At 43.5% G+C, this 25,079-nt stretch carries 14 protein-coding genes; 4 read left to right on the forward strand and 10 right to left on the reverse strand.

Annotated elements, in window-relative coordinates:
• Positions 1-34 precede the first annotated feature (34 nt).
• The 10 genes from rlmKL to OCU90_RS09185 all read right to left on the reverse strand — a co-directional run bounded on the left by rlmKL (position 35) and on the right by OCU90_RS09185 (position 17,372).
• The gene (gene rlmKL, locus OCU90_RS09140; RefSeq protein WP_061024217.1) at positions 35-2,155 is read right to left on the reverse strand and encodes a bifunctional 23S rRNA (guanine(2069)-N(7))-methyltransferase RlmK/23S rRNA (guanine(2445)-N(2))-methyltransferase RlmL; all 2,121 of its coding nucleotides are present in this window, start codon (positions 2,153-2,155) and stop codon (positions 35-37) included.
• Positions 2,156-2,702: 547 nt separating this feature from the next.
• The gene (locus OCU90_RS09145; protein ID WP_017086279.1) at positions 2,703-3,251 is read right to left on the reverse strand and encodes a cell division protein ZapC; all 549 of its coding nucleotides are present in this window, start codon (positions 3,249-3,251) and stop codon (positions 2,703-2,705) included.
• Positions 3,252-3,456: 205 nt separating this feature from the next.
• Positions 3,457-4,467 (reverse strand): quinone-dependent dihydroorotate dehydrogenase, encoded by a 1,011-nt coding sequence (gene pyrD / locus OCU90_RS09150; RefSeq protein ID WP_061024219.1) that lies wholly within the window; start codon positions 4,465-4,467, stop codon positions 3,457-3,459.
• Between the two features lie 371 nt (positions 4,468-4,838).
• Entirely contained in the window at positions 4,839-9,680 is a 4,842-nt protein-coding gene (locus OCU90_RS09155) for an NAD-glutamate dehydrogenase (protein ID WP_061024221.1), read from the reverse strand.
• A gap of 228 nt (positions 9,681-9,908) precedes the next feature.
• The gene (locus OCU90_RS09160) at positions 9,909-10,127 is read right to left on the reverse strand and encodes a DUF2835 domain-containing protein (protein ID WP_004733645.1); all 219 of its coding nucleotides are present in this window, start codon (positions 10,125-10,127) and stop codon (positions 9,909-9,911) included.
• A 237-nt stretch (positions 10,128-10,364) separates the two neighbouring features.
• Positions 10,365-12,971 carry an aminopeptidase N gene (pepN, locus tag OCU90_RS09165; protein WP_061024223.1) on the reverse strand — a complete coding sequence of 869 codons (2,607 nt, stop codon included), beginning with the start codon at positions 12,969-12,971 and terminating at the stop codon, positions 10,365-10,367.
• A gap of 218 nt (positions 12,972-13,189) precedes the next feature.
• The gene (locus tag OCU90_RS09170; RefSeq protein ID WP_004733643.1) at positions 13,190-13,873 is read right to left on the reverse strand and encodes a hypothetical protein; all 684 of its coding nucleotides are present in this window, start codon (positions 13,871-13,873) and stop codon (positions 13,190-13,192) included.
• Between the two features lie 274 nt (positions 13,874-14,147).
• Positions 14,148-16,142, reverse strand: a complete 1,995-nt coding sequence (gene prc, locus OCU90_RS09175; protein WP_061024225.1) for a carboxy terminal-processing peptidase — start codon at positions 16,140-16,142, stop codon at positions 14,148-14,150.
• A 17-nt stretch (positions 16,143-16,159) separates the two neighbouring features.
• The gene (gene proQ, locus OCU90_RS09180) at positions 16,160-16,783 is read right to left on the reverse strand and encodes an RNA chaperone ProQ (RefSeq protein WP_004733641.1); all 624 of its coding nucleotides are present in this window, start codon (positions 16,781-16,783) and stop codon (positions 16,160-16,162) included.
• A 97-nt stretch (positions 16,784-16,880) separates the two neighbouring features.
• Positions 16,881-17,372, reverse strand: coding sequence for a GAF domain-containing protein (locus OCU90_RS09185; protein ID WP_017077212.1), 492 nt, complete (start codon positions 17,370-17,372; stop codon positions 16,881-16,883).
• An 89-nt stretch (positions 17,373-17,461) separates the two neighbouring features.
• Between OCU90_RS09185 and OCU90_RS09190 the strand changes: the two genes are divergently transcribed.
• The 4 genes from OCU90_RS09190 to rsmF all read left to right on the forward strand — a co-directional run bounded on the left by OCU90_RS09190 (position 17,462) and on the right by rsmF (position 24,927).
• Entirely contained in the window at positions 17,462-19,258 is a 1,797-nt protein-coding gene (locus tag OCU90_RS09190) for an ABC transporter ATP-binding protein (RefSeq protein WP_017106992.1), read from the forward strand.
• 78 nt (positions 19,259-19,336) lie between these two features.
• Positions 19,337-20,692: a paraquat-inducible protein A gene (locus OCU90_RS09195; protein WP_061024226.1), complete on the forward strand. Its 1,356-nt coding sequence runs from the start codon at positions 19,337-19,339 to the stop codon at positions 20,690-20,692.
• Complete coding sequence (locus tag OCU90_RS09200; RefSeq protein ID WP_017077209.1) at positions 20,679-23,336, forward strand: MlaD family protein; 2,658 nt, start codon at positions 20,679-20,681, stop codon at positions 23,334-23,336. Before OCU90_RS09195 ends, OCU90_RS09200 begins: the two co-directional genes overlap by 14 nt.
• A 169-nt stretch (positions 23,337-23,505) precedes the next feature.
• Entirely contained in the window at positions 23,506-24,927 is a 1,422-nt protein-coding gene (gene rsmF / locus OCU90_RS09205; RefSeq protein WP_061024227.1) for a 16S rRNA (cytosine(1407)-C(5))-methyltransferase RsmF, read from the forward strand.
• Positions 24,928-25,079: the final 152 nt, after the last annotated feature.

Consider the following 25,079-nt stretch of genomic DNA (forward strand, 5'->3'; position numbering starts at 1 on the left):
AGTCAGCACTATATATCCTTATACAATCTCTTAATTACTTATGAGTAATCAACCAGCAGTTATGAATGTGCTTGTTGCGAGAGAAATCCAGAGGTAACGTCTTAGACGAGATATTCTGAGCTTTAAGACCCAGCTCTTCCAGTCCTTCCATATCCATCTTGAAATGACGCTTGTTGTTAGAGAACACAATCGTGCCTTCTTCTCTTAGAAGACGCTTTAAATCTTCCATCAACTGGATGTGGTCACGTTGAACATCAAAAGATTGATCCATACGCTTAGAGTTCGAGAATGTTGGTGGATCAATAAAGATCAAATCGTAAGATCCTTGCTCTTTCGCCAACCATTGTAAGCAGTCAGCTTGAACAAATTGATGTTGACGACCAACACGGCCGTTCAGTTCCATGTTCTCTTTTGCCCACTCAAGATACGTGTTCGACATATCAACAGTCGTTGTAGAGCGAGCGCCACCTACTGCAGCATGAACAGAAGCACTGCCTGTGTAAGCAAACAGGTTCAAGAAGTCTTTACCACTAGCCATCTCACCAATACGACGACGAGTAATCTTATGATCCAAGAACAAGCCTGTATCTAAGTAGTCATGAAGGTTAACAATCAGCTTAACGCCGTATTCGTTTACTTCTAGGTTAGAAGAGTCTTGAGCCATCTTCTGATATTGAGAACGACCCTTCTGCTTCTGACGAACCTTAAGCACGACGTTGTTTGCTTCAACGCCAGTCACTTGAATCGAAGATCGGATGATATCGGTTAAACGACGCTTAGCTTTGTCTTCCGGTACATCTTTAGGTGCTGCGTATTCTTGAATCACAAGGTGACCCGGGTATACGTCAATCGCTACATTGTATTCAGGTAAATCAGCATCGTAGATACGGTAGCAATCTAGTTGTTCTTTCTTAGCCCACTTACCGATCTTGCCGATGTTCTTTTTAAGACGGTTAGCGAAATCAGGAGCAATCAGCTGTTCTTGCTCGCCAGTTGGACGCTCAGACATAGGACGGTCTGAAATTGAGTAGTTCTTCTGGTGACACGGTAACGCACCGTTGTTCAGTTTGAACTGTTTGTCTGCACGCATACGCAAGCAGCTAAGTAATTCATCAGAACTTGAGAAGATAGAAGCGTTGCAACCGCCAAACTCAGCCTTCAGTTGAGCACCAAATGCCGTGTAGAGTGCAATCAGGCCCGGCTCTGTACCTAGACGCTCACCGTAAGGCGGGTTAGACACAATCACACCATCAGTAAACTCTGTAGGACGCTTAAGCTTTGCTGCGTCACCTACTTCGAATTCAATTAACTCTTCAACGCCAGCACGACGTGCATTGTCACGCGCCGTTTTGATCATGCGTTCGTCGTTATCGTAACCGAAGAACTTACATTCTACTTTCTTAACGCCACGGCGGCCTTGAACGTTCGCTTCAGCTTTAACTTCAGCCCAAAGCTCAGGTTCGAAATCTTCTAGTGATTCAAAACACCATTTCTGACGTTTCACACCAGGTGCCATGTTTGCAGCCATCATCGCTGCTTCAATCACTAACGTACCTGAACCACACATTGGATCTAGGAAAGGTTTGGTTGCGTCCCAACCACTACGAAGAAGAATCGCTGCAGCAAGAGTTTCACGCAGTGGTGCGCGACCGGATTCAGGACGGTAGCCACGTTGATGAAGACCACTACCTACCATATCCACACCAAGAATCGCTTTGTCGCGATGTAGACGAACGTGAATACGAATATCTGGATTTTCTTTGCTAATAGATGGGCGCGGTAAAGACTTCTTCTCGAAGCAATCTACAACGGCATCTTTTACTTTCATCGCACCGTATTGGCTATTACGGATTTCGTTGTTCGTACCATTGAAGTCAACAACGAAACGCTTAGTGCTATGGAATTGATTTACCCAGTTAACCGCAGTGGTCGATAGGTAAAGATCCATGTCATCCATACAAGTGAATTCTGAAAGGACACGTACAAATCGAGAAGCCAAACGGCTCCACAAACAACAACGATAAATTTGCTCATTGGTGGCTTTGAATTTAACACCTGCTTGAACAGGTTTTGCGTTTGTAATCCCTAGTTGGGTTAGTTCTTCAACTAATAAATTCTCAAGGCCATTTGAGGTAACCGCTAGATATTGATTCATAGTGTTCTTTTATTGATAAAAATGAGCTCGATTATACCTGAATTTGCTATTAGAGCATCACACTAAACTCGTCTTTTCATTGAATCTTTCTACTAACTGCTTAGCAAATGGTCAGTCATGAAGCGATCGCTTACCCGCACTCCCTTACAACACAACAACTCTCAATCTCACAGAAATAACACTCATCGATAGGCTTAAACCGTCAAGTGCATTTATATTCACCCTAAAATTGGTATACACCAGATTGAAATTTAGGTTGAAATTTAGCAACAAAAGACCCCAAACAGGGAATAAACAGAGGAAACCCGCTATCGATAATGAGAGAATCGGTCTAAATTGAGGTTAAAAAAGATACGTTTTTTGCAAATTAAATAAGTGAACAACGTCATTCAAATGAATGAACTACGTCGTATTTATTGAGATAGGCTTTTTTAGGCACAAAAAAATCGGCTATTAAGCCGATTATGGGGAAGGTATTACAGGTTTATTCGTAGCGATGGTTGGTCGAAATAATGCTCTAGTGATGCTCTAGGTTAGAGATTAGAGCTTAACCCACCATAGCAATATGCGCTTGATGAAGGATGGCATTTGCGTCAGTCATTCTATCGTGCATGACTTTAATCGAGTCTCCAAAGCGTAAACCTTTTGAAGGCGTTAGGAGGAACTCTTCTAAGTCTACAAATGCACATAAGCTCGCACACTCACCTACTTCTAATACGATGAAGTAACCAAGACTATGCTCGTTATTCATTTGTACAATATCCCCTTCTTGAGGATATTCATGACCAGCGCCTTGTGAGTCGAAGAACCAGCTTTTAGGCTGTACAGGCTTATGGAAACGCTTTGCAGCCACACAATAAAGTGCAAGCTCTGCTTGGCGTGGCTCAGACAGTTCTAAGCCAGAAATTTGTTCTTTGAAGGTTTGGTAGGAAGATGCATCATCAACAGTGAATTCATTATCTTTAAAAGCGCAGTCCACCAGCTTATTGCGGACCAGATTCGTTTTAAAAATCATATCCTCTCCGAGGTTTAGCATTAATGAACATTGCTGCTCATCGTAATACCAACTCCATGTATCGCTAGGTTTAAGCATCATTTCGTCTCACACTGTTGAACCATTCCATTAGGTAAAACGCAAAATTACCTTCAATTACAGTAATTTTACTGTGCGATAGGCAAAAAAAAAGAGGAAATGAATTCCTCTTTCTTATCGCTTTTCTCTACAACTCAGTGAGTTACAGTGTCTCTTTTAGTAAGACGATGCCGGATTGTAGTCTTTGGACTAAGATCGTTTTTGCGAACTATAGATTTTTGACGATGTCGCCTACAAGTCCTGGACCTTTGTAGATGAAACCAGAGTAAACTTGTACAAGCTTCGCGCCTGCCATCATTTTCTCTTTTGCAGCAACGTAAGAGTCAACGCCACCTACCCCGATGATCGGTAGTTGGTCGCCTAGCTCTTGGTGAAGTTTACGAACAACTTCAGTACTGCGAGATTGAACTGGACGTCCGCTTAGGCCACCCGCTTCGTCGCAATGCTTCATACCTTCGACGATACTGCGATCCAATGTCGTGTTGGTTGCGATCACACCATCGATCTTATTTTTGATCAATGATTCGCAAATTTGGCTGATTTCGTCATCACTTAGATCCGGAGCGATCTTAAGAGCAAGCGGGACATATTTACCATGCTTCGCTTCTAATTCGGATTGCTTGGTTTTTAGTTCAGACAACAGATCATCAAGTGCTTCGCCATATTGTAACGAACGAAGTCCTGGAGTATTTGGTGAAGAGATATTTACCGCAATGTAACCCGCGTATTGGTAAACCTTCTCCATACAGATAATGTAATCTTCTGCGCCCTTTTCAATTGGCGTGTCTTTGTTCTTACCAATATTGATACCTAAGATGCCGTCATAGTTCGACTTCTTAACATTCTCAATTAGGTTATCTACGCCTAGGTTGTTAAAGCCCATGCGATTGATAATACCTTCGGCTTCAACAAGACGGAACAGACGTGGTTTGTCATTACCTGCTTGTGGACGAGGAGTAACAGTCCCTACTTCTACAAAACCAAAACCCATTGCGCCAAATGCATCAATACATTCGCCGTTTTTGTCTAGGCCGGCAGCAAGGCCAACTGGATTTTTAAAAGTAAGACCCATGCATTCTACAGGTCGGTGAGGTAATTGTTGGCGATACAAAAGATCAATAGGTGTGCCGGTGAAGCGTTTGAAATTTTGGATTGCAAGATCATGTGCCTTTTCGGCATCAAGTTGGAAAAAGCCAGTTCTGGCTAGACGGTAAAGCATTGTGCCTCCGATAGAAAAAAGCGCCGTGTAAACGGGGCGATATTATTTACTTATTTACCCAACTATTCAATCTATTACTGTCTGTAAGGGTAAGATAATCGAGTTTGCTAACGAAAGAGGTTTATTATTAAGCAAACGTTACCGTATCCTCCAGTGAATGGTCTATTTGACTATCATTCATGTAACGAACATCGTTTAACTCGGCCAATTAGAAGCTAACTTTATCAAGCATAAGTTACTCAACGAAATAATTGGACACGTCATTTACTATTCAACCAAACGACACTGTTCTGCCAAATAACATTGCTCAGCCAAACGAAAAAGGCAGACCTAATGGCCTGCCCTTGTTTCTTTTCGTTTTTATCTAGTCGCTAGTCTGTCGACATACAGTTTAGATTCAATAGCATCAATTCGCGTAGTGCTACTGAGAACTTAGCAAACTCATGAACCGAACCCACTTTGAATTCGTTCAAGATGCTTTCCCAACGATGCAGAGAAACCGAGTTACTTTCCATCCAGTCATCAAGCGCTTTAATCACATCGATGTCTGAAGCACAACCGCAGTTAAGCACTTGGCCAGTTAGCTGACGTTGCTGCCAATCCAGATCTTCTCTGAATGCTGCACGTGCCAGCGCTTGCCAATTGTTGTCTACTGCTTGACCATTGATTTGCTTCAAGAACCAGTGCAAAGACAAGCGATCGCCAAGATTGAAGTAAAGCTTAGACGCTTGTTGTACTGTTTTACCTGTTTCACGAGCCACTGTGGATATATCCAGTGCTGAGTACAAGCTAGACAAACGCGCGACTGAATTAGCCAACTCAGCGTTTACACCTTGGTCAATCCATAGCTGTGCCATTGCGTTATGCTCTTCTACTTCAGAAGCCACTAGGTTTTCATCCAGTTTCTCTGTGATAGTTAGAACATCACCTTGGTAAAGTTCAATCAGTGCTTTCACTGACTGTTTACCGGTACGGTTTCTTAGCAACCAACGAGCCAAGCGACGAAGTGTACGGCGAACATGGTAGATCAATTCGTATTGAGCTTCAGAACTTGAAACATTGTCCAGTTCACGGATGCTCTTCAGAACTTTACCAAGACCGTAGATTTCACGTGATGCTGCGTAAGCATTGGCAATATCAACGATATTTGCGCCCGTCTCTTCTTGCAGACGAGTAACGAAGTTACAACCCATCTCGTTAACCATTTGGTTAGCCAGTGCAGTTGCAATGATTTCAGAACGTAGTGGATGACTATCCATGTGTTGAGAATAGTTACGACGTAACGCTGTTGGGAAGTATTGCATAAGTTGTTGAGCATGGAATTCATCATTAGCGATATCATCACTAACAAGATCTTCTTTAAGCACCATTTTTCCGTAAGCGACAAGTACAGAAAGCTCTGGTCTTGTTAGGCCTTGGCCCTGCTTTTCACGCTCAAGCAGTGTTTCGTCATCTGGGATGTATTCCAAACCACGATCCAAGTACCCTGCTTTCTCCATAGTGTGAATAAAGCGGATTTGCTCTTTTACTAGGCCAACACCTTGATGTTCAGTAACCGAAATAGACTCAGCTTGGCAATATGCGTCGTCTAGTACGATCTCGCCAACTTCATCTTCCATTGATTCAAGTACTTGGTTACGTTGCTTAACGGTTAGATCACCATTAGACACCAAACCATTCAGGAAGATCTTAATGTTTACTTCGTTATCCGAACAGTCAACACCACCAACGTTATCAACGAAGTCAGTATTAACGCGGCCACCCGTTAGCGCGTATTCGATACGACCCAGTTGAGTCATACCCAAGTTACCGCCTTCACCAACAACCTTAGCTTTCAGGTCACGGCCATCGATACGAAGCACGTCATTTGCACGGTCACCAACATCAGTATGAGTCTCGTTTGAAGACTTAACATATGTACCGATACCGCCATTCCAAAGAAGATCAACCTGCATAGACAAGATCGCTTTGATCAAGTCATTTGGTGCCATTGATGCTTTCTTAGTACCCAGCATTTTCTGAATTTCAGGCGTCAAAGAGATAGACTTCGCTCGACGAGAGAAGATGCCACCACCTTGAGAAATCAGGTCTTTGTTGTAATCTTCCCAGCTTGAGCGAGGAAGATTAAACAAGCGCTCACGCTCTACCCAGCTTGATGCTGATTCTGGATTCGGGTCGATGAAAATATGCATGTGGTTAAACGCAGCTTGCATACGAATATGCTTAGACAACAGCATGCCGTTACCAAATACATCGCCCGCCATATCACCTACACCGATAGCGGTAAAGTCCGTTGTTTGACAGTTGATGCCCATTTCACGGAAGTGACGTTTGACAGATTCCCAGCCACCTTTCGCCGTGATACCCATCGCTTTATGGTCGTAACCGTTAGAACCACCAGAGGCAAAGGCATCGCCTAACCAGAAATTGTATTCATCAGATACTGAGTTTGCTAGATCTGAGAACGTTGCTGTACCTTTATCGGCAGCAACAACCAAGTACGGATCATCTTCATCGTGACGAACAACACTCTTCGGTGGGATAACCTCGCCTTCAATGATGTTGTCTGATACGTCTAGTAGCGCACGGATGAAGCGCTTGTAACAACGTTGACCTTCAGCGAAGATCTCGTCTCGGCCAGACATCATGTGCTGACGCTTACAAACAAAACCACCTTTTGCACCAACCGGTACAATTACTGTGTTCTTAACTTGTTGTGCTTTAACTAGGCCTAGAATCTCAGTACGGAAATCCTCTTGACGGTCTGACCAACGTAAACCACCACGAGCGACTTTACCGCCACGTAGATGCACACCTTCAATGTCTGGTGCGTAAACGAAGATCTCAAACGCAGGAACCGGCGCTGGGATATCTGGAATCTCGCTTGGTCTCATTTTCAGAGCCAACCAAGGTTTAGACTGTTTGTTGTCGTCTAACTGATAGTAGTTAGTACGAAGCGTTGCTGTGATCATTTCCATGTAGCGACGAATGATACGATCATCATCCAAGCTTTCTACATGATCCAACTGTTCAGTGATCTTCTTGATAAGATCTTGTTGGCCTTTCGCGCTGCCCTTCAATTTAGGATCAAAACGCTTGCCGAATAAGCTCACTAACCCTTTCGCTAGATCTGGGTAATGAGACAATGTGTCTTCGATGTATTGTTGACTGAATGGGAAACCAACTTGGCGCATGTAACGAGCATATGCACGTAAGATTGAGATTTCACGGCCAGAAAGACCCGCTCCCAATACCAAGCGGTTGAAACCATCGCTGTCTAACTCACCCGCCCAAATTGCCGCAAAGGCTTGTTGGAATAGATCGCGAGCTTCACGAAGATCAATCGTCTTGTCACTCTTATGAAGCATCGAGAAATCAAGGATCCAATAAGTTACCCCATTGGTCTTGCGTACTTCATAAGGTGACTCACCAATAACGCGCAGGCCAAAGTTTTCAAGCATTGGCATCACATCAGACAGGTGAATCGGCTCGTCACTGTGATAGAACAACTTCAAACGAACAGCTTTAGAGTCTGCCGCCTCTTCTTGAGGTCGGTAGAAAAGCATGCCCAGTTTGTTGTCTTCACTTAGTGCTTCTAGACGCTCGATATCTGCAACAGCAGAACCAGGCATCATGTCTTCTTTGTACGAACGTGGGAATGCACGCATGTACTCTTTCGATAACGGAAGACCTTTGCTCTCACCGAAGTTAGCAACGATTGATTCAGACAGGCGGTCATCCCACGTAGACGATACTTCCATTAAATTTTGCTCAATTGTTTTCACGTCCACATCCATGTTGTTGTTATCAACACGAACAATATAGTGCGTTCTTGCCAGTGGGCTTTCAGAGAAGTATGTCGTGAATTCGACTTCTTCTTCACAACCGAAGTATTGCTTCAAGATGCGCTGGGTTTGACGACGAAGTTCGGTGTTGTAACGATCTTTTGTTACGTAAACCATACAGCTGAAGAAACGGCCAAACGGGTCTTTTCGAACGAACAAACGCAGAAGGTCGCGATCTTGCATTTGTACTACACCCGTACCCACTTCAAGTAGCTCTTCTTCTCGAGCTTGAAGCAGTTCATCACGTGGGTAGTTTTCAAGAATGTTGTGCAGAGCTTTGTAAGAGTATGAACCCTGACGGTAACCACTTGCATCTAAGATACGCTCAACTTTCTCGCGAACTAGAGGAATGGTTTCAACGGTCTGGTTATAAACAGCAGAAGTGTAAAGACCCGTAAAGCGATGCTCACCAATAACCTTGCCGTTTATATCAAACTTCTTGATACCGATGTAATCATTGTAAGCTGGGCGGTGAATGCGTGAAGCCGTGTTGCCCTTGGTTACGATCAATACATACGGTTTTTTCGCTTCTAAGCGTGCCGAGTCAGAAAACTCAGACAGCTTAACGTTGCGTACACGATCTGAATTTGCGAACAAACCAAGGCCTTGCTCCTTGGTAGGTTGTAGTTCCGTGTCGCCATTTACAGAAACAAGGTCATATTCCTTGTAGCCCATAAACGTAAAGTTGTGCTCGCCTAACCAACGAAGGAAAGCCAGAGTTTCATCAAAGCGCTGGCCATCGACTGGAATCGTCTCTTTTTGCTGTTCAACTTGATTGGTGACTTCTTCAAGTCTTTCTACCATTTGTAGCCAGTCATTAACCACAAGGCCAGTATCGGTAAAAATATCCAGCAGCTCGGTTTTAAGCGCTGTCATTTCAGCTTTGCTGCTAAGACGGTCAACCTCAATATGGAAAAGCGATTGGAAAGCACCTTCATTGTTGCTGACACCAACAACGCTTCCCTTATCAGAACGTGAGATTTGTGTTGGGTTGTGAAGCATAAGGTGAGAAGAGAGGTCGAGGCGAGTTAATGCCATTTTTACAGAATCAACGAGGAATGGGCTATCTGGTACCACTATCTCAACGATAGTGTGAGTCGATTGCCAGCCTTGGCGACTTACTGTCGGGTTAAAAACACGAACAGAGATTTCGTCGGCTTTCTTTTCATTGATGTGATGCCATAAGCTAACTACAGCACCGTATAAATCGGATTCGTTTCTCTGAGTCAGGTCGTCGTGAGAAACGTTACTAAACAAGTGTTGAGCAAGTTGAGTTACGAGAGGTCGATGAGCAAGGTCAAGTTTGTCTTGAATCAGTTTGTACACTTTTTCAAGTAAAACTGGAACCACAGTTTCACGTGCGGTCATAGTCACACTCCACAATTAGAATTATATTTTATTATTAGGGGGCTTACTTAAGCTGGTGTTTGAATTGAGCCGTTGAGCTCTTTTCTACTAACGAGTTAAGCAAAGGTAATGCATTCATTTATTGTAAAAGCATTATTGAGAAATAGTTAATTGTTTTGGAGGTGGTAAGAGGTGAAATGTTTGATTATGTGATTAAGATTCCTTTTAACTCACTAGGCACGCCAAGGTTTACAGAGCTTCCAACTTAATAAACTTATTTTTTTGGTCAGTTGTCAGTCTAAACTGCCCTCTAACCCCTATTTGTGTAAGAAAAGGTCTGAACCGAGTTGCAGGTAGCTGTAGACGTAATCCAGTGGTCGTTATCACTTGGACTTTACTTGCCGCACCAGAATAGCTGGCCAAAAACTGCTGATATGAGATGTTAAGTTGGAAAATATAGCGATTCATACGATACCTGTGTAAATATACAGTACCAGTATTTTTTGGCACTTAACGATGTCTGACTGTACAACTGAGCTTGAAAACTTGTCTAGCTTATCGAAAATTCGATGACCCAGAAACAAAAAAATCAGTGGCAGATATTCTCTACCACTGATGACTTTTTGTTATTAGTAAACCGTTTGTTAGCAAGCCGCTTATTAGCAAACCGCTTATTAACAAACAGTTACCTTAATGAGCGCGAACTTAAGCCTCTAGTGCTTTCGTCACTTTCTCAAACAAGTCTTTTGCTAGGTTGTCCATGTTCTTTAGCGTCTCAAGTTCTTTTCTGATCAGAGCTTGGCGGGCATCGTCGTACTTACGGAACTTAAGCAGCGGGTCAATCAAGCGCGAAGCCACTTGCGGGTTGCTGCTGTTCAGCTCACGTAGGATCTCGCCAGCAAACGCATAACCTTGACCTGACTTGTCATGGAATTGAACCGGGTTCATATTTAAGAACGAACCAACCAAGTTACGAGTGCGGTTCGGGTTTTTCAAACTAAACGCTTGGTGTGACATAGACGCCTTGATCACTTCAAGTGCGTTTGAACTTGGGTTCGTTCCTTGAAGAGCAAACCACTTGTCCATGACAAGACCATCGTGTTTCCACTTGTCGCTGTAATCCGCCATTAAAGTTTCACGACATGGGAGTTGTGCACTGTTCGCCGCGCCCATTGCTGCCATTGTGTCTGTCATGTTGTTTGCTTGCTGGTACATAGCGACAACCAAGTCATTACCCTTTTCAGTATGAGCCAAGTAACTTAGACAAACTTTACGCAGAGTTCGCTTACCAATTGAATCATGGTCAATCGTGTATTCTGTTAATGCGTGACTGTGGTAAACCGCAGCAAGTTCATCTTCGAGCTCTTTCGCTAGCGTCACTTTCATCGCTTTCAATACAGATGCAACAGCATCGATATCGACACGCTCATACCAACCAGACACTTCATTATGACTTGGTAGAGAAAGCATCTCTGCAATAAACGCAGGCTCTAAAGAATCACTAAGCAGTACGCCACGGAATGCATCAACAACAGAAGCTGAAAGCTCAAACTCTTGACCTTGTTGAACCTTCTCAACGTTACTGCGGATGTACTTAGCCAATAGCATTTGACCCGCATCCCAACGAGAGAACTCGTTACGAGCATTCACCATCAGGAAGATCAGCTCTTCATCTGAATAATCGTATTCCAATTTCACTGGCGCAGAGAATTCACGAAGTAGCGATGGGACCGGTTGCTCTGAAACGTTTTCAAACACAAACGTTTGTTCCGCTTCTTTAACGTCTAATACATTGTGAACTGGCTGACCGTTACATTGTAACTCAATCACATCACCCGACGCTGTGTAGAGCTCGATGTCTAGAGGAATATGCAGAGCCTGCTTTTCGGTTTGCTCATGAGTTGGCGCGGTTACTTGGCGAGTCGTTAACGTGTACTCTTTTTTCTCTGCATCGTAGTGGCTTTTAACAGACAGCGTCGGCGTACCAGACTGGCTGTACCATAAACGGAACTGAGACAGATCAACGCCCGACGCATCTTCCATTGCCGCGACGAAGTCTTCACACGTTGCCGCCGTGCCATCGTGACGTTCAAAGTACAGCTTCATGCCTTTTTGGAAACCTTCCTCACCTAACAATGTGTGGATCATTCGGATCACTTCACTGCCCTTTTCGTATACTGTCAATGTGTAGAAGTTATTCATTTCTATCACTTTTTCAGGACGAATTGGATGAGACATAGGGCTCGCATCTTCAGCGAATTGTGGGCCGCGAATAATACGAACGTTATTGATGCGGTTTACTGCACGAGAACCAAGATCAGAAGAGAACTCTTGGTCACGAAATACCGTTAAACCTTCTTTCAAGCTTAACTGGAACCAATCGCGACAAGTGACTCGGTTACCAGTCCAGTTATGGAAATATTCATGGCCAATGACGGCTTCAATACCTAGGTAATCTGTATCAGTTGCTGTTTGGTCATTTGCTAAAACAAACTTAGAGTTGAATACGTTCAGGCCTTTGTTTTCCATCGCGCCCATGTTGAAGAAATCAACGGCCACGATCATGTAGATGTCTAAGTCATACTCTAGATTGAAACGCTCTTCATCCCACTTCATTGAGTTAATCAAAGAAACCATCGCGTGGTTTGCGCGGTCGAGGTTGCCTTTGTCGACAAATATTTCTAGATCAACATTGCGACCAGATTGCGTGGTGTATGCGTCACGAAGTACATCGAAGTCACCCGCAACTAAAGCAAACAGGTACGCCGGTTTTGGATGTGGGTCTTGCCACTTCACCCAGTGACGACCGTTTTCAGCTTCGCCTTCATCTACACGGTTACCATTACTTAATAAGAATGGGTTTTCGGCTTTGTCTGCGATGACCGTTGTCGTGAATTTCGCCAACACATCTGGGCGATCCATATAATAAGTAATACGACGGAAACCTTCCGCTTCACATTGAGTACAGAATGCACCACCTGATTTGTACAGGCCTTCAAGCGCGCTGTTCCCTTCAGGGTCGACTTCAGTCACGATCGTTAGCGTAAATTCTTTCGGAAGGTCATTCAGAGTAAGTAGAGTTTCAGACTGCTCATACTGCGTCCACTCCGTGCCTTCTACCAAAACAGACACCAACTTCAAGCCTTCACCATCAAGTACTAATGTCGAGCTTTCTTTCTCCTGCTTAACACTAGAAACAGCGGTAATGATGGATGCCGAATCGTACAAATCGAAAGTAAGATCGATTTCAGAAATAGTGTGAGATGGTGATTGATAATCTTTACGATACTTGGCTTGAGGTGTATGTGCCATGACGGGTTCCTTTTGATCGTTATACGTAATTATTTTTTAACTGTATATATCTAAAGGTTGAGCGCCAAGAACACAAGAGGATTATTGAAAAAAGGAGGCATTGTAAGAAAATGCCTCCATGTTTTGCTATTTTATCAATCAAATCAGACACGAACGGCTAAGAAATGAACTGTGAACCATATTATCAACGAGCCCGACTTTACGGCGAGATATAGTGCTTAACGAATGCGATTGAGCACCGCAAACATGTCTCCTTCTTCACCTTGAAGCGTCAACACATCACTGTTCAATGTGTAACGAGTACCGTGTTCGCCATTTTCATACAGCAATACTAATTGGTCGCCTTCGGTGTAATACACTCCGCGACGAATGACTTCTCCCCCTTCTTCATCGGACACTCGGAACATGAAGATAAAGTCAGGCTGAAGCACTAAATCCATTTTTTGAATGTTACTGGCACGCAAATCGCTCCCGGAAAGTTCTGCGCTTGACCATATTCCTGCCAGGGCGTTGGGCAAGGCTTTGGTGAACATAACGCCGTTAAGGTTCAGCATATTGTGATTACTGCTGTAAGCGTAAACCTGAGGCTCAGAAGTATTCAAACCCAAAATAATGGTGTCTTCATTGGCGTTATACAAACCTTCCCAATGGTCGACACTGTAGTCTTTCTTCTGAATATCAATGGAGAAAGAGTAGTTTGAGTCGAGAGTCAGCTTAATTGCTCTAAAATTTTCAGTGCCTTGTTCAGGATCTGGGTTCATTAAATACCAATCACCAAGCAACAGAGGAAGGTCAAAATGAGATAGGTTGCTATCACTTTTTGATTGTTGATCGCTCGAAGCGACCTCACTTCCAAAAGCAACAAAACTTAAACAAGATAAAAATAGTAGAATCCATTTCATACGCGCCCCCTCGTTTTCTTTAAGCTTAGGCACGTAATGAATAGAAAGCGAAAAAATATGATCCAAGTCACTAAATTTTAAGTGCAAAGTAACTTAAATGTCATTATTCGACACAAAATAGAGCTAAATGACCCTGAGTATTGAGTGTTCTTTGCGACAATCTCAACGGTTACAATCAGGTATTCCTGTCAAATCATAGACAAAAAAAAGCGAGCCTAGGCTCGCTTTTTAAATTGTGCATCTTTAAACAATCACCTTTTAACAGGTATTTGCTCTATTTCTTGATCATATCCAGCATGATAGCAACAGACTCATCAAGATAAGCATCCGGGGCTTCATAGTCTTTAGGAATATCATCTAACGTTTTAAATGCCTCTAATTTAGCGGCTTTTTGACGTTGGTTGATACGATCTAGACGAAGCGTATCCGCATCATCGCTCTCTTGCTGACGTACCTTTTCATTCAAAGAAAGGTCGTTATCGTCTTTATCTGCCTTATATTTTTCAATATCTTGCGCGATAAAGCCGAATTCCATGTCAGTAGCAATGCGAGCTTGATGTTGGGCAGTCAAAGCAATTATTTCTTCATCGTTACGCTGTAACACTGAATAATTTGCTTTATCAATACTGTCCCAAGGCAGAGCATTATCTTCAACACTTTCACCAGTATCAGCAGGATCAATTGGCGTTGGGTAAGCAATATCAGGTACTACACCTTTGTTTTGCGTACTGCCACCATTGATTCGATAGAATTTCTGGATTGTGTATTGAACGTAGCCCAACTCTTTATCGAATAAATCATAGATATGATTCAAAGAGCGATGTTGTTGCACCGTTCCTTTACCGAAAGAGTTTTCTCCAAGAATGATTGCACGACCGTAATCTTGCATCGCTGCCGCAAAGATCTCAGAGGCTGAAGCACTGTAGCGATTGACCAATACCGTTAGTGGGCCTTGGTAACTAATTTCGCCATCAGTATCACTGTTCACTTTGACACGACCGTAGCTATCACGCACCTGAACAACCGGTCCCTCTTTGATAAACAAACCAGAGAGTTCAGTTGCTTCAGTGAGTGCACCACCACCGTTGTTTCTCAGATCAACAATAATGCCTTCAACACCTTGCCCTTTAAGCTCAGTGATCAGTTTGTCTGTATCTTTAGAAAGACCAACATAGAAGCTTGGTACTTCTAGTACACCAATCTTCTTGCCATCTTTCTCGATAACTTCTGACTTAACAGCGCGGTCTTCTAAACGAATCTTATCGCGTACAATTGTGACAACGTGACTTTTTGCATCTTTACCATCTGGCAGGATCTGTAGCTTAACTTTGGTCCCTTTCGGTCCTTTGATTAATTGCACTACATCGTCTAAACGCCAGCCGATAACATCAACAATCTCTTCGCCATATTGACCGACACCAACAATACGATCGCCGTCGCTCAATTGTTTGCTGTTTGACGCAGGGCCACCAGCAACGAGAGATCGAATAACGGTGTAGTCGTCAGTCATCTGAAGTACAGCACCAATACCTTCTAGAGATAGATTCATCTCTGATTGGAATTGCTCTGCATTTCTTGGAGAGAGGTAGCTGGTGTGAGGATCAACTTCACGCGCAAATGCGTTCATGTAGATTTGGAAAGCATCTTCATTATGCGATTGCGTGATACGCTTCATCGCATTGTTGTAACGCTTTTCCAAAACTTCTTGAATCTCTGGCCATTCTTTACCAGTAAGTTTTAGATTCAACGCATCGTATTTAACACGCTTCCTCCAAAGCTCATTCACTTCGGCGATATCTTTCGGCCATTCCGCTTCATTGCGATTGAGCTCAATACTTTCATCGGTATCAAACTTAATCTCAGTGTCTAGCAAAGACAGCGCATACTGAAAACGTTCAAAACGCTTCTGCATAGAAAGATTATAAACATCGAAAGCAATCTGGTTATTACCCGCTTTCAGCTGATCATCAATTTGAACAGATGATGAGGAGAAAGAGTCAATATCAGCTTGAGTGAAGATATTACGATTATAATCCAGCATCTCTAAATAACGATTAAAGATAGCTTGAGAGAAATCATCGTTGAGATTGAAGTGTTTATAGTGAGAACGAGTAAATCGAGAAGTAACACGTTTACTAGCAGTTTCGTGTTGGGCCTCAGGAACGAGTAAAGGTAAATCGTCCTGATCTAATTTGGCTTCAAGAGCCTGAGCTGAAGCTGCTAGACAAAAGCTAGCAGCAATCAGTGTCAATTTTGAACGGCATTTCATGCGTAGGAGTATCTCCTTTAAGCGCGCAAGTGCTCCGCTTTAACAACCATTTGTAGGCCGTTTGCTAACTGAACACGCACATCTTCCTTATTGATTTCAACAATGGTCGCAGCCATGTTTCCTGTACCCATGTTCACATTTACTTCTTTGCCAGCGATGAATTCGTCAGCGTTCAAAGCGCGTGTTTCTACAGGCTTTTCTACTTTCGGTGCTTTAGGCGCTTGACGACGAGGCTGTTGAGCTTTCTTCGCCTTAGCTTTCGCTTTGCCTTCTTCACGAGCTTTCTGTGCTTGTTCTTTACGACGAGCCTGAACTTTCGCTTTGCTTTCTGCAAGTGTAGCTTTAGCGTGCTCAACGTGCTCTTCTTCTAACGTGCCACACGTGTTGCCGTCTAGGTCAACACGATCTGCGCCAGCTTTTACGCCGTGCAGGTAACGCCATGATGATGTGTACTGTCTTAACGCTGCACGAAGCTGAGTCTTACTTACTTTTTCGTCTTCATTTAGACGTTCAGCAAGATCTTGAAAAATACCAATTTTAAGTGGTTTTGCTTCACCTTCTAGAGTAAAGCATTTAGGGAAACATTCAGCAATATATGCGATAACTTCTTTGCTGTTTTTTAACTTTTCAGTGTTTTCCATGTGGGTTCCTGGTTTTTGCGGTTTTCCGCGAGCATTAAGAAAATATTTTTACGTATTATAGAGAGATGCTTGGGAAAAACCACAGTAAGAGAATAATTTATGCCTTGTTCGCGTGCGAATTAAGCACCTTTTCCACTTCAGCCATAAAAAATGTCAATCCGTCTTCATCAATTTGAGAAAAACGACCAATATTTGGACTATCGATATCAAGAACACCCACAACTTTGCCATCGATAGAGAATGGAATAACGATTTCTGAGTTACTTGCAGCGTCACAAGCGATGTGACCTTCGAACTCATGCACATCATGAATACGCTGAACTGTGTTTGTCGCAACCGCAGTTCCACACACACCGCGCCCTACCGGAATTCGAACGCAAGCAGGTTGACCTTGGAATGGACCCAGTACTAGTTCGTCTTTTTCCTTAGCTAGGTCTTGCTTGATTAAATAGAAACCCGCCCAATTCAGTTCATCCAATTCCATGAATAATAATGAACTAATATTTGCAAGATTTGCAATTAGATCGGTTTCAGATTCAATTAATGCAACGGCTTGTTTGGTTAAGCGTTGGTAATGTTCTATTTTCATATTAACTTCCAATTAAATTGAGACTTCCATTATCAAGAGAACGCAGTAAAATGCGGCCATCAAACTAAATAGGACTTATTCTCATTAGAATGAACAATTCAGAAGACACTATTAGCCGTTCTTGGTTGATAACTCAAGTAAAAAAACACAAGTCCAAATTACTGTTTGCTAACTTTGTTGCCATTATTGCAACCTTAATTAGTGTCCCTATCCCTCTGCTTATGCCACTCATGGTCGACGAAGTTTTGCTTGATAAGCCAGCTTCAGGGTTAGAGATGATGAATCACCTACTTCCAGTCTCGCTGCAAACCCCAACTGGCTATATTGCTCTTACTCTCTTGTTGGTTATCCTGATGCGCTCTGCTAGCCAAGCGTTGAATATTCTACAAGGTCGTCAATTTACTTTGGTTTCCAAAACGATCACCTACCAAATGCGTAGCAAGATGATCGATAAACTTGGCCGCATTAGCATCCGACAATACGAGACCAAAGGCAGCGGCGGGATTAATGCTCACCTTATTACAGACATAGAGACTATTGATAAGTTCATTGGCTCGACTCTTTCTAAATTTATCATCAGCTTCTTAACGGTGCTGGGTACCGCTATCGTCTTACTATGGTTAGAGTGGCGTTTAGGGCTGTTCATTCTACTGGTCAATCCTGTTGTTATTTATTTTTCTCGTAAACTCGGTAGCCGTGTTAAACACCTCAAGAAATACGAGAATCAGTCTTTTGAGCGTTTTCAGAATCGCCTAGTTGAGACTTTAGATGGCATCTATCAACTTCGTGCCGCTAACAAAGAGCGTATCTTTCTCGATGAACTGAAAGTTCAAGCAAACCAAGTAAGAATCGATGCCGATAAATACGCGTGGCAATCTGAAGCCGCAGGTCGAGTGTCCTTTTTATTGTTTCTATTAGGTTTTGAACTGTTCCGTGCTGTGGCAATGCTGATGGTATTATTTAGTGATTTAACCATTGGCCAAATTTTCGCAGTATTCGGCTATTTGTGGTTCATGCTAGGCCCTGTTCAAGAGTTGTTAGGGATTCAGTTTTCGTGGTATAGCGCGAAGGCAGCGCTTCAACGTATTAACGACCTACTGCTACTTGAAGAAGAGCATCGTCCGGTGAGTAAAGTAAACCCGTTCAATGAACATCAAGAAGTGACCGTCGATATTGAAGATGTTACATTCTCTTACACATTAGAAAACACTGTTTTAAATAGGCTATCCTTACACATACCTGCGGGTAAAAAGGTCGCTCTAGTCGGTGCCAGTGGCGGAGGTAAATCGACATTAATACAGTTACTGATTGGGGTTTATCAAGCCGACTCTGGTTGTATTCGTTATAACGGTGAAACAACGGACGACATCAGCTTTGATGTAATTCGTAATCAAATTGCCGTTGTTTTACAGCAACCTATACTTTTTAATGACACATTGAGGCATAATCTGACCCTCGGCGCCGAATACGATGAAATGTCGCTATGGCGTGCGCTTGAAGTGTCTCAGATGCAAGATGTGATTAAGCAGCTAAGTAACGGTTTGGATACTCAAATTGGTAGGAATGGCGTTCGACTGTCTGGTGGTCAACGACAACGCTTAGCGATCGCCCGCATGGTGCTGAGTAATCCTAAGTTTGTTATTCTTGACGAAGCGACATCTGCACTGGATACAGCAACAGAGTCAGCACTGCATAAAGCACTAAGCGAGTTTTTGAAAGATCGCACAACTTTGATAGTGGCTCATCGATTATCAGCGGTGAAACAGGCCGATCTAATCTATGTTTTAGAAGATGGGCAAGTCACACAGACGGGAACGCATGGTGAATTGGTTGAACAACAAGGACTATATCAAACACTCTATGGCAGTGTGCAATCGCACGCCTGATATTTATTGTTCTAGGGACTTAAATCAGTGTAGTTCTAGGCATTTAAATCAGCTTAAAAGTCTGATTAGTGTTTCAACTTGGGAGGTCGCGTGACCTCCCCATCCGAAACCAACTCTTTATCGACTCAGCACCAGTTGTCAACTGAGTCTCCGTTGACAACTAAGTCTACGTTAGCAACTAAGTCTCCGTTAAGAACCGAGCACCAGTGCGACAGCAGCTCTGTACGTCTGTGTCAAGGCTGCGAACTCCCCGTTGATAAAATGGAGATCCCTCTGGGGAAATCCGCATATTGTCCAAGGTGTGGCACCCAGCTTTACCGAGGCGGTACACCTAGCCTGTCTGGAAACCTAGCAATCGCGATTACCTGCTTATTGCTATTTATCCCCTCACACTTTTTTGAATTTATCAGTATTCGTCTTATTGGCGTCATGATACCTGCGACGTTACCATCAGGTGTCTTTACTTTAATGGGTGAAGGCTTCCCTCTACTAGGCCTACTCATCCTATTCTGTAGTTCGATCGCCCCGTTACTCGTTTGTACCTCTGTACTCGTCACTCATGCAGCACTGCGCTTTAAGATTTTCACGCCATTTAGGTATGCGTTATCCATCATCCAGACATTAAAGCATTGGATGATGTTGGATGTATTTCTGGTAAGTTTGGCTGTCTCATGCTTCAAACTGCAGGATTACTCCGATATTTTTGTCGGCCCTGGTTTAGTTGGATTGATTTTACTGCAGCTTTTCAGTGTATTACTGGTAAGCCGTATCAGTGTGCGTCGCTATTGGGAAGCTTGGGCTCAAGAGTCTGATTACTCTTTTGTAGAAAGTAAGAACGTACACTGCCACAACTGCCATCTTTCTCAACCTGAAGGTCATACTTGCGTACGTTGTCACCATGACTTATATCACCGTAAGCCCTACTCTATACAGAAGACATGGGCTCTATTGTTTGCTGCGTCAGTGGCTATCGTACCAGCCAACGTTATTCCTATTTCTATCCTTATTACAAACGGACAAAGGTTAGAAGACACGATAATTTCTGGTGTCGCTTCGCTAATCAATAGCGACATGTATGGCATCGCAGCGATCATTTTTATTGCCAGTATCGTCGTGCCTGTTGCGAAAATACTTGGCCTAACGTACATCTTAATTTGTATCAAGATGAAGCGCGCGGTTTACCACAGGCAGCGCATGACCATCTATTTCATTGTGAAGTGGGTGGGAAAATGGTCGGTGATGGATCTGTTCGTTATTTCGATCATGATGACCTTGGTCGACCGTGGACAGATTTTAAACTTTACACCAGGTTATGGTGCAGTCGCTTTTGGTGTCGTTGTTGTTCTCACGATGCTGGCAGCGGAAAGCTTAGATCCTAGGCTAATTTGGGATAACTACACCTCTAAAGATGAGTCAGTGAATGAACAACGATAACCAATCACAAACATCATATTCACCAGAAGTAAGAAAAAACAAAGGCATCTCACCTTTGTGGATTCTGCCGATATTAACCGTCGCCTTAGCCGGTTGGTTGGTCATGAAATCGATACACGATGCAGGGCAACGTGTGCAGATATACTTCTCAGATGCCGCAGGTTTAGTCGCAGGTCGAACAACGATTCGTTACCAAGGATTAGAGGTGGGTATGGTACGCGACATCACCTTGTCAAAAGATTTATCGAGTATCTATGTCGATGCTGACATCTACCCAGAAGCGAAAAAGTTACTTTCAAAGGGCACACGTTTCTGGCTCGTAAAACCAACGGCGAGTTTGTCTGGTATCTCAGGGTTAGACGCGCTTGTTTCGGGTAACTACATTGCTATTCATCCTAGCGAAACCAAAGAAGAACCAGAAACCGTTTTCCAAGCCCTAGAATCGTCCCCTTCTGATTTACTCGCTTCTGAAGGTTTGAACATTTCACTGACGACCAAAGATCTGGGCGGTGTGTCTGTTGGCTCTCAAATCGTTTATCGTAAAATTCCAATTGGTGAGGTTTACAACTACCAGTTAAACGACAACGCGAAGTCCGTTACGATCCAAGCGTCGATTAAAGATGAATACAGCCATATCATTACCGACCAAAGTCGTTTTTGGAATGTCAGTGGTTTAGGTGCAAGTATTGGTTTTTCTGGTGTTGATGTTCGTTTAGAGAGCCTAAGTGCATTGCTTGGTGGTTCAATTGCAGTTGACTCTCCCGGAGAAGGTCAGCCCGTCGAGATGAACACCAAGTTCAAGCTCTACCCAGATTTGAAAACCGCCGGTCGTGGCATCTCTATCAAGATCGCCGTGCCAGATGACAACAAGATCAGCGCAACAGGCGCTCCAATCATGTATCGAGGCATCGAAATAGGTCAGATCACTGATTTATCTTTAAGCGAAGGTCGCGAAAACGTGGTTGCATCTGCCGCTATCCAACCGGCATTCAGCGACTTTTTAAATAGCGGGAGTAAATTCGTTTTAGAAGAAGCTGAATTGTCACTCACTGGTATGAAAAACATTGCCAACTTAGTGACAGGTAACTTTTTAACCTTGGTACCGGGCGAAGGTGAAAAAGCGCGTCGATTTACTGCGATTCGTAAAAACGAGTTCAGTCAGGAACAAGAAAAGTCAGTCGCGATTCGCTTAACATCGAACAATTCATTCGGATTAGATGTCGGTACACAACTGCTCTACAAAGGCATTGCCGTTGGCTCTATCATTCAAGTTGGCTTAGTTGATGGTGTTGGCACTGGCTCTGACAAGCACGAAGTGTTTATGGATGCGCTTATCGATAACGAATATGCGCACCTAATCAAAAGCCACAACCGTTTCTTTGTGACAGGCAGTGCGACCGCAGAGCTGACCGAATCAGGTCTAAGTGTTACGGTTCCACCGGCAAAGCAGCTTCTTACTGGCTCGATCAGCTTTGTGAGTGAAGGTAAACCTGAAGCTCGAACTGACTACCAACTTTTCCAAAGCAAATCGTTAGCAGAAATCGCTAAGTTTAATCAGTCAGGATCAAAGACGCTTTCGTTATTTGCTAGTGAGTTACCTTCAATTTCTAAAGGCAGCCCACTGCTCTACCGTAACCTACAAGTGGGTAGTATTTCGGATTTTCAGCTTGCAGATGGTGGTGTAAGAATCAAAGTCACGATCGAAAATCGTTACACGCACTTACTCAATAAACATACCGTTTTCTGGAACCGCTCAGGCGTTGAGATTGATGCTTCGCTATCGGGTATTAGTATTAAAGCAGCACCCGTTAAAACGCTAATTCAAGGTGGCATTGCTTTTGATTCGCTTCCCGGTATAGACAATAAGCTTGGCGATGTGTGGAAGCTGTACAAAGATTCTAAATCCGCTCGAAAATTTGGCCGCGCGATTACGATTACCTCTTCTGGCGATCAAGAAGTCAGCAAGGGTATGGCGATCAAATACCAAGGTGTCACTGTTGGTGAGGTTACTTTGGTGATTCCTAACTTCAACAAAGGCGGCATTGAAATTACCGCGCGAATCTTACCGGAGTACGTTGACAAAATTGCCGTGGCGAACAGTCACTTCTGGTTGGCAGAACCTGAGATCGGCCTTAATGGCATCAAAAACGTCTCTGCGCTTCTCTCTAAGCACATCAACGTAGATCCGGGCAATGGTGACAGAAGTACGAAATTTAAGCTTAGCAAAGGACCAGTGCAGCCTGAAGGCAAGATATTCCAGCTACAAAGCGAAACGCGAGGCTCGGTGTCTGAAGGCACGCCTATCCTATTCCGTGAGCTAGAAATCGGTAGTGTTATCGATGTTCAACTAGGCGAGTTTGCTGACCGCATCATCTCTACGATTCAAATAGAACCTGACTACGCGTATCTGATCCGCGCAAACACTGTGTTCTGGAACGTGTCGGGTGTCGATGTTTCTATCGGTCTCTCTGGTGCAAACATCAAAGCAGGAACGGTAGACAGTTTATTAAGAGGCGGAATTACCTTCTCAACACCACCGACGAGTGAACTTCAGCCTGTGGCAAGCGAAGATCAGTCTTTCTATCTATACCCTCAAGCAGAAGATGAGTGGAAGTCATGGAGAACCGCGATTCCTCGCCCATAGAGTGAATCCTCAGAAGCTCCATGCAAATTAATACAGCTTAACGAAGATTAATTCTTCATCAAAATGCAGCCATTCGGCTGCATTTTTGTTGTTTGCCGTAAATATGGTTTAGGACGACCTCATTTTGCTTTAAACTCCCCGCATTAATGCAATAATTCGAGATACTCTTTTGCACGCTAACGTATATATTCCTGAAGAATTCCTAACGCACATCGAAGCGATCATGCCTAGTAACCTAGATATGGCTTCTTTTGTTGCCTCATGCCAAAAACCACTTCGTAAAAGTATTCGAGTCAACACACTGAAAATTAGTGTTGAAGACTTCCTAATACGAGCAAAAGAGAAAGGCTGGGAACTGGAACCTGTACCTTGGTGTGAAACGGGTTTTTGGATTACAGCCGATGAAAGTGAAGCGCCTCTAGGTAATACGGCAGAACACATGTCTGGTCTTTTCTACATCCAAGAAGCCAGTTCTATGATGCCACCTTCGGCACTTTTCCAAGGCGAAGCTGATTACCAAGCCGTGCTAGATACTGCTGCTGCACCCGGATCTAAAACAACGCAAATCGCTGCGCTAATGAATAATCGCGGCGTGTTGGTTGCCAATGAATACGCTGCAAGCCGTGTGAAAGTACTTCACGCCAACATCGAACGTTGTGGCGTTCGTAATGCCGCACTCAGTAACTTCGATGGTCGAGTTTTCGGTGGTTGGTTGCCAGAACAGTTTGATGCTGTCTTACTGGATGCACCCTGCTCTGGCGAAGGTACCATTCGTAAAGACGCTGATGCGATGAAGAACTGGACGTATCAATCTGTAGTCGATATTGCCGACACGCAAAAAGACCTAATTGAAAGTGCATTCCATGCTCTTAAACCTAATGGTGTTTTGGTTTACTCAACATGTACGTTAAGCACTGAAGAGAACCAACAAGTGTGCCATCACCTAAAAGAAACCTTTGGTGATGCGGTTGAGTTTGAATCTCTTGAATCACTGTTCGACAACGCAAAAGCAACGACTACTGAAGAAGGCTTTCTTCACATCTTCCCTCAGGTGTATGACTCTGAAGGTTTCTTTGTTGCACGTATCCGTAAACTAGCGTCTGTGACTCCACCAGAAGTTAAAAAACGCATGGGGAAATTCCCATTTGAAAAAGCGTCAAAGAAAGCTCAACAAGAAGTCGCTGAACAACTGCTGGGCGCACTCGATATCGAACTACCAAGTGATACTCAAGTTTGGATCCGAGATAAAGACGTTTGGCTGTTCCCTGAGGCGCTAGAGCCTATGATCGGTGCATTCCGTTTCTCTCGTATGGGCATCAAGATCGCAGAGACCCATAAAAAAGGTTACCGATGGCAACACCAAGTCGCGACAACACTCGCGACAGGTAATGAAGTTAACATCGTAGATCTCAACATCGAAGATGCTCGAGAATGGTTCATGGGCCGAGACGTTCGCCCAGAAGGCTTGTCAGGCAAAGGCGAAGTGCTAATAAAATACAACGGCGCAATCATCGGCCTTGGTAAATGGGTAGGTAACCGAGTGAAGAATGGCTTACCAAGAGAACTAGTACGCGACAAAAACCTTTTCTAGTCGTTCGATTAAAGCTCTCACTGTACTGAGAAAAACAAAAAGCCCAAACAATCTTCATTGTTTGGGCTTTTTCTATTCTTGTCGGCTAGTTCATTTCAAGGGAAGCACTGTAAAATCAACACTTAATTACATAAATATCAATTCAAGTCGCT

The sequence above is a fragment of the Vibrio splendidus genome (genome assembly GCF_024347615.1).
In the GTDB taxonomy this organism is placed as follows: domain Bacteria; phylum Pseudomonadota; class Gammaproteobacteria; order Enterobacterales; family Vibrionaceae; genus Vibrio; species Vibrio splendidus.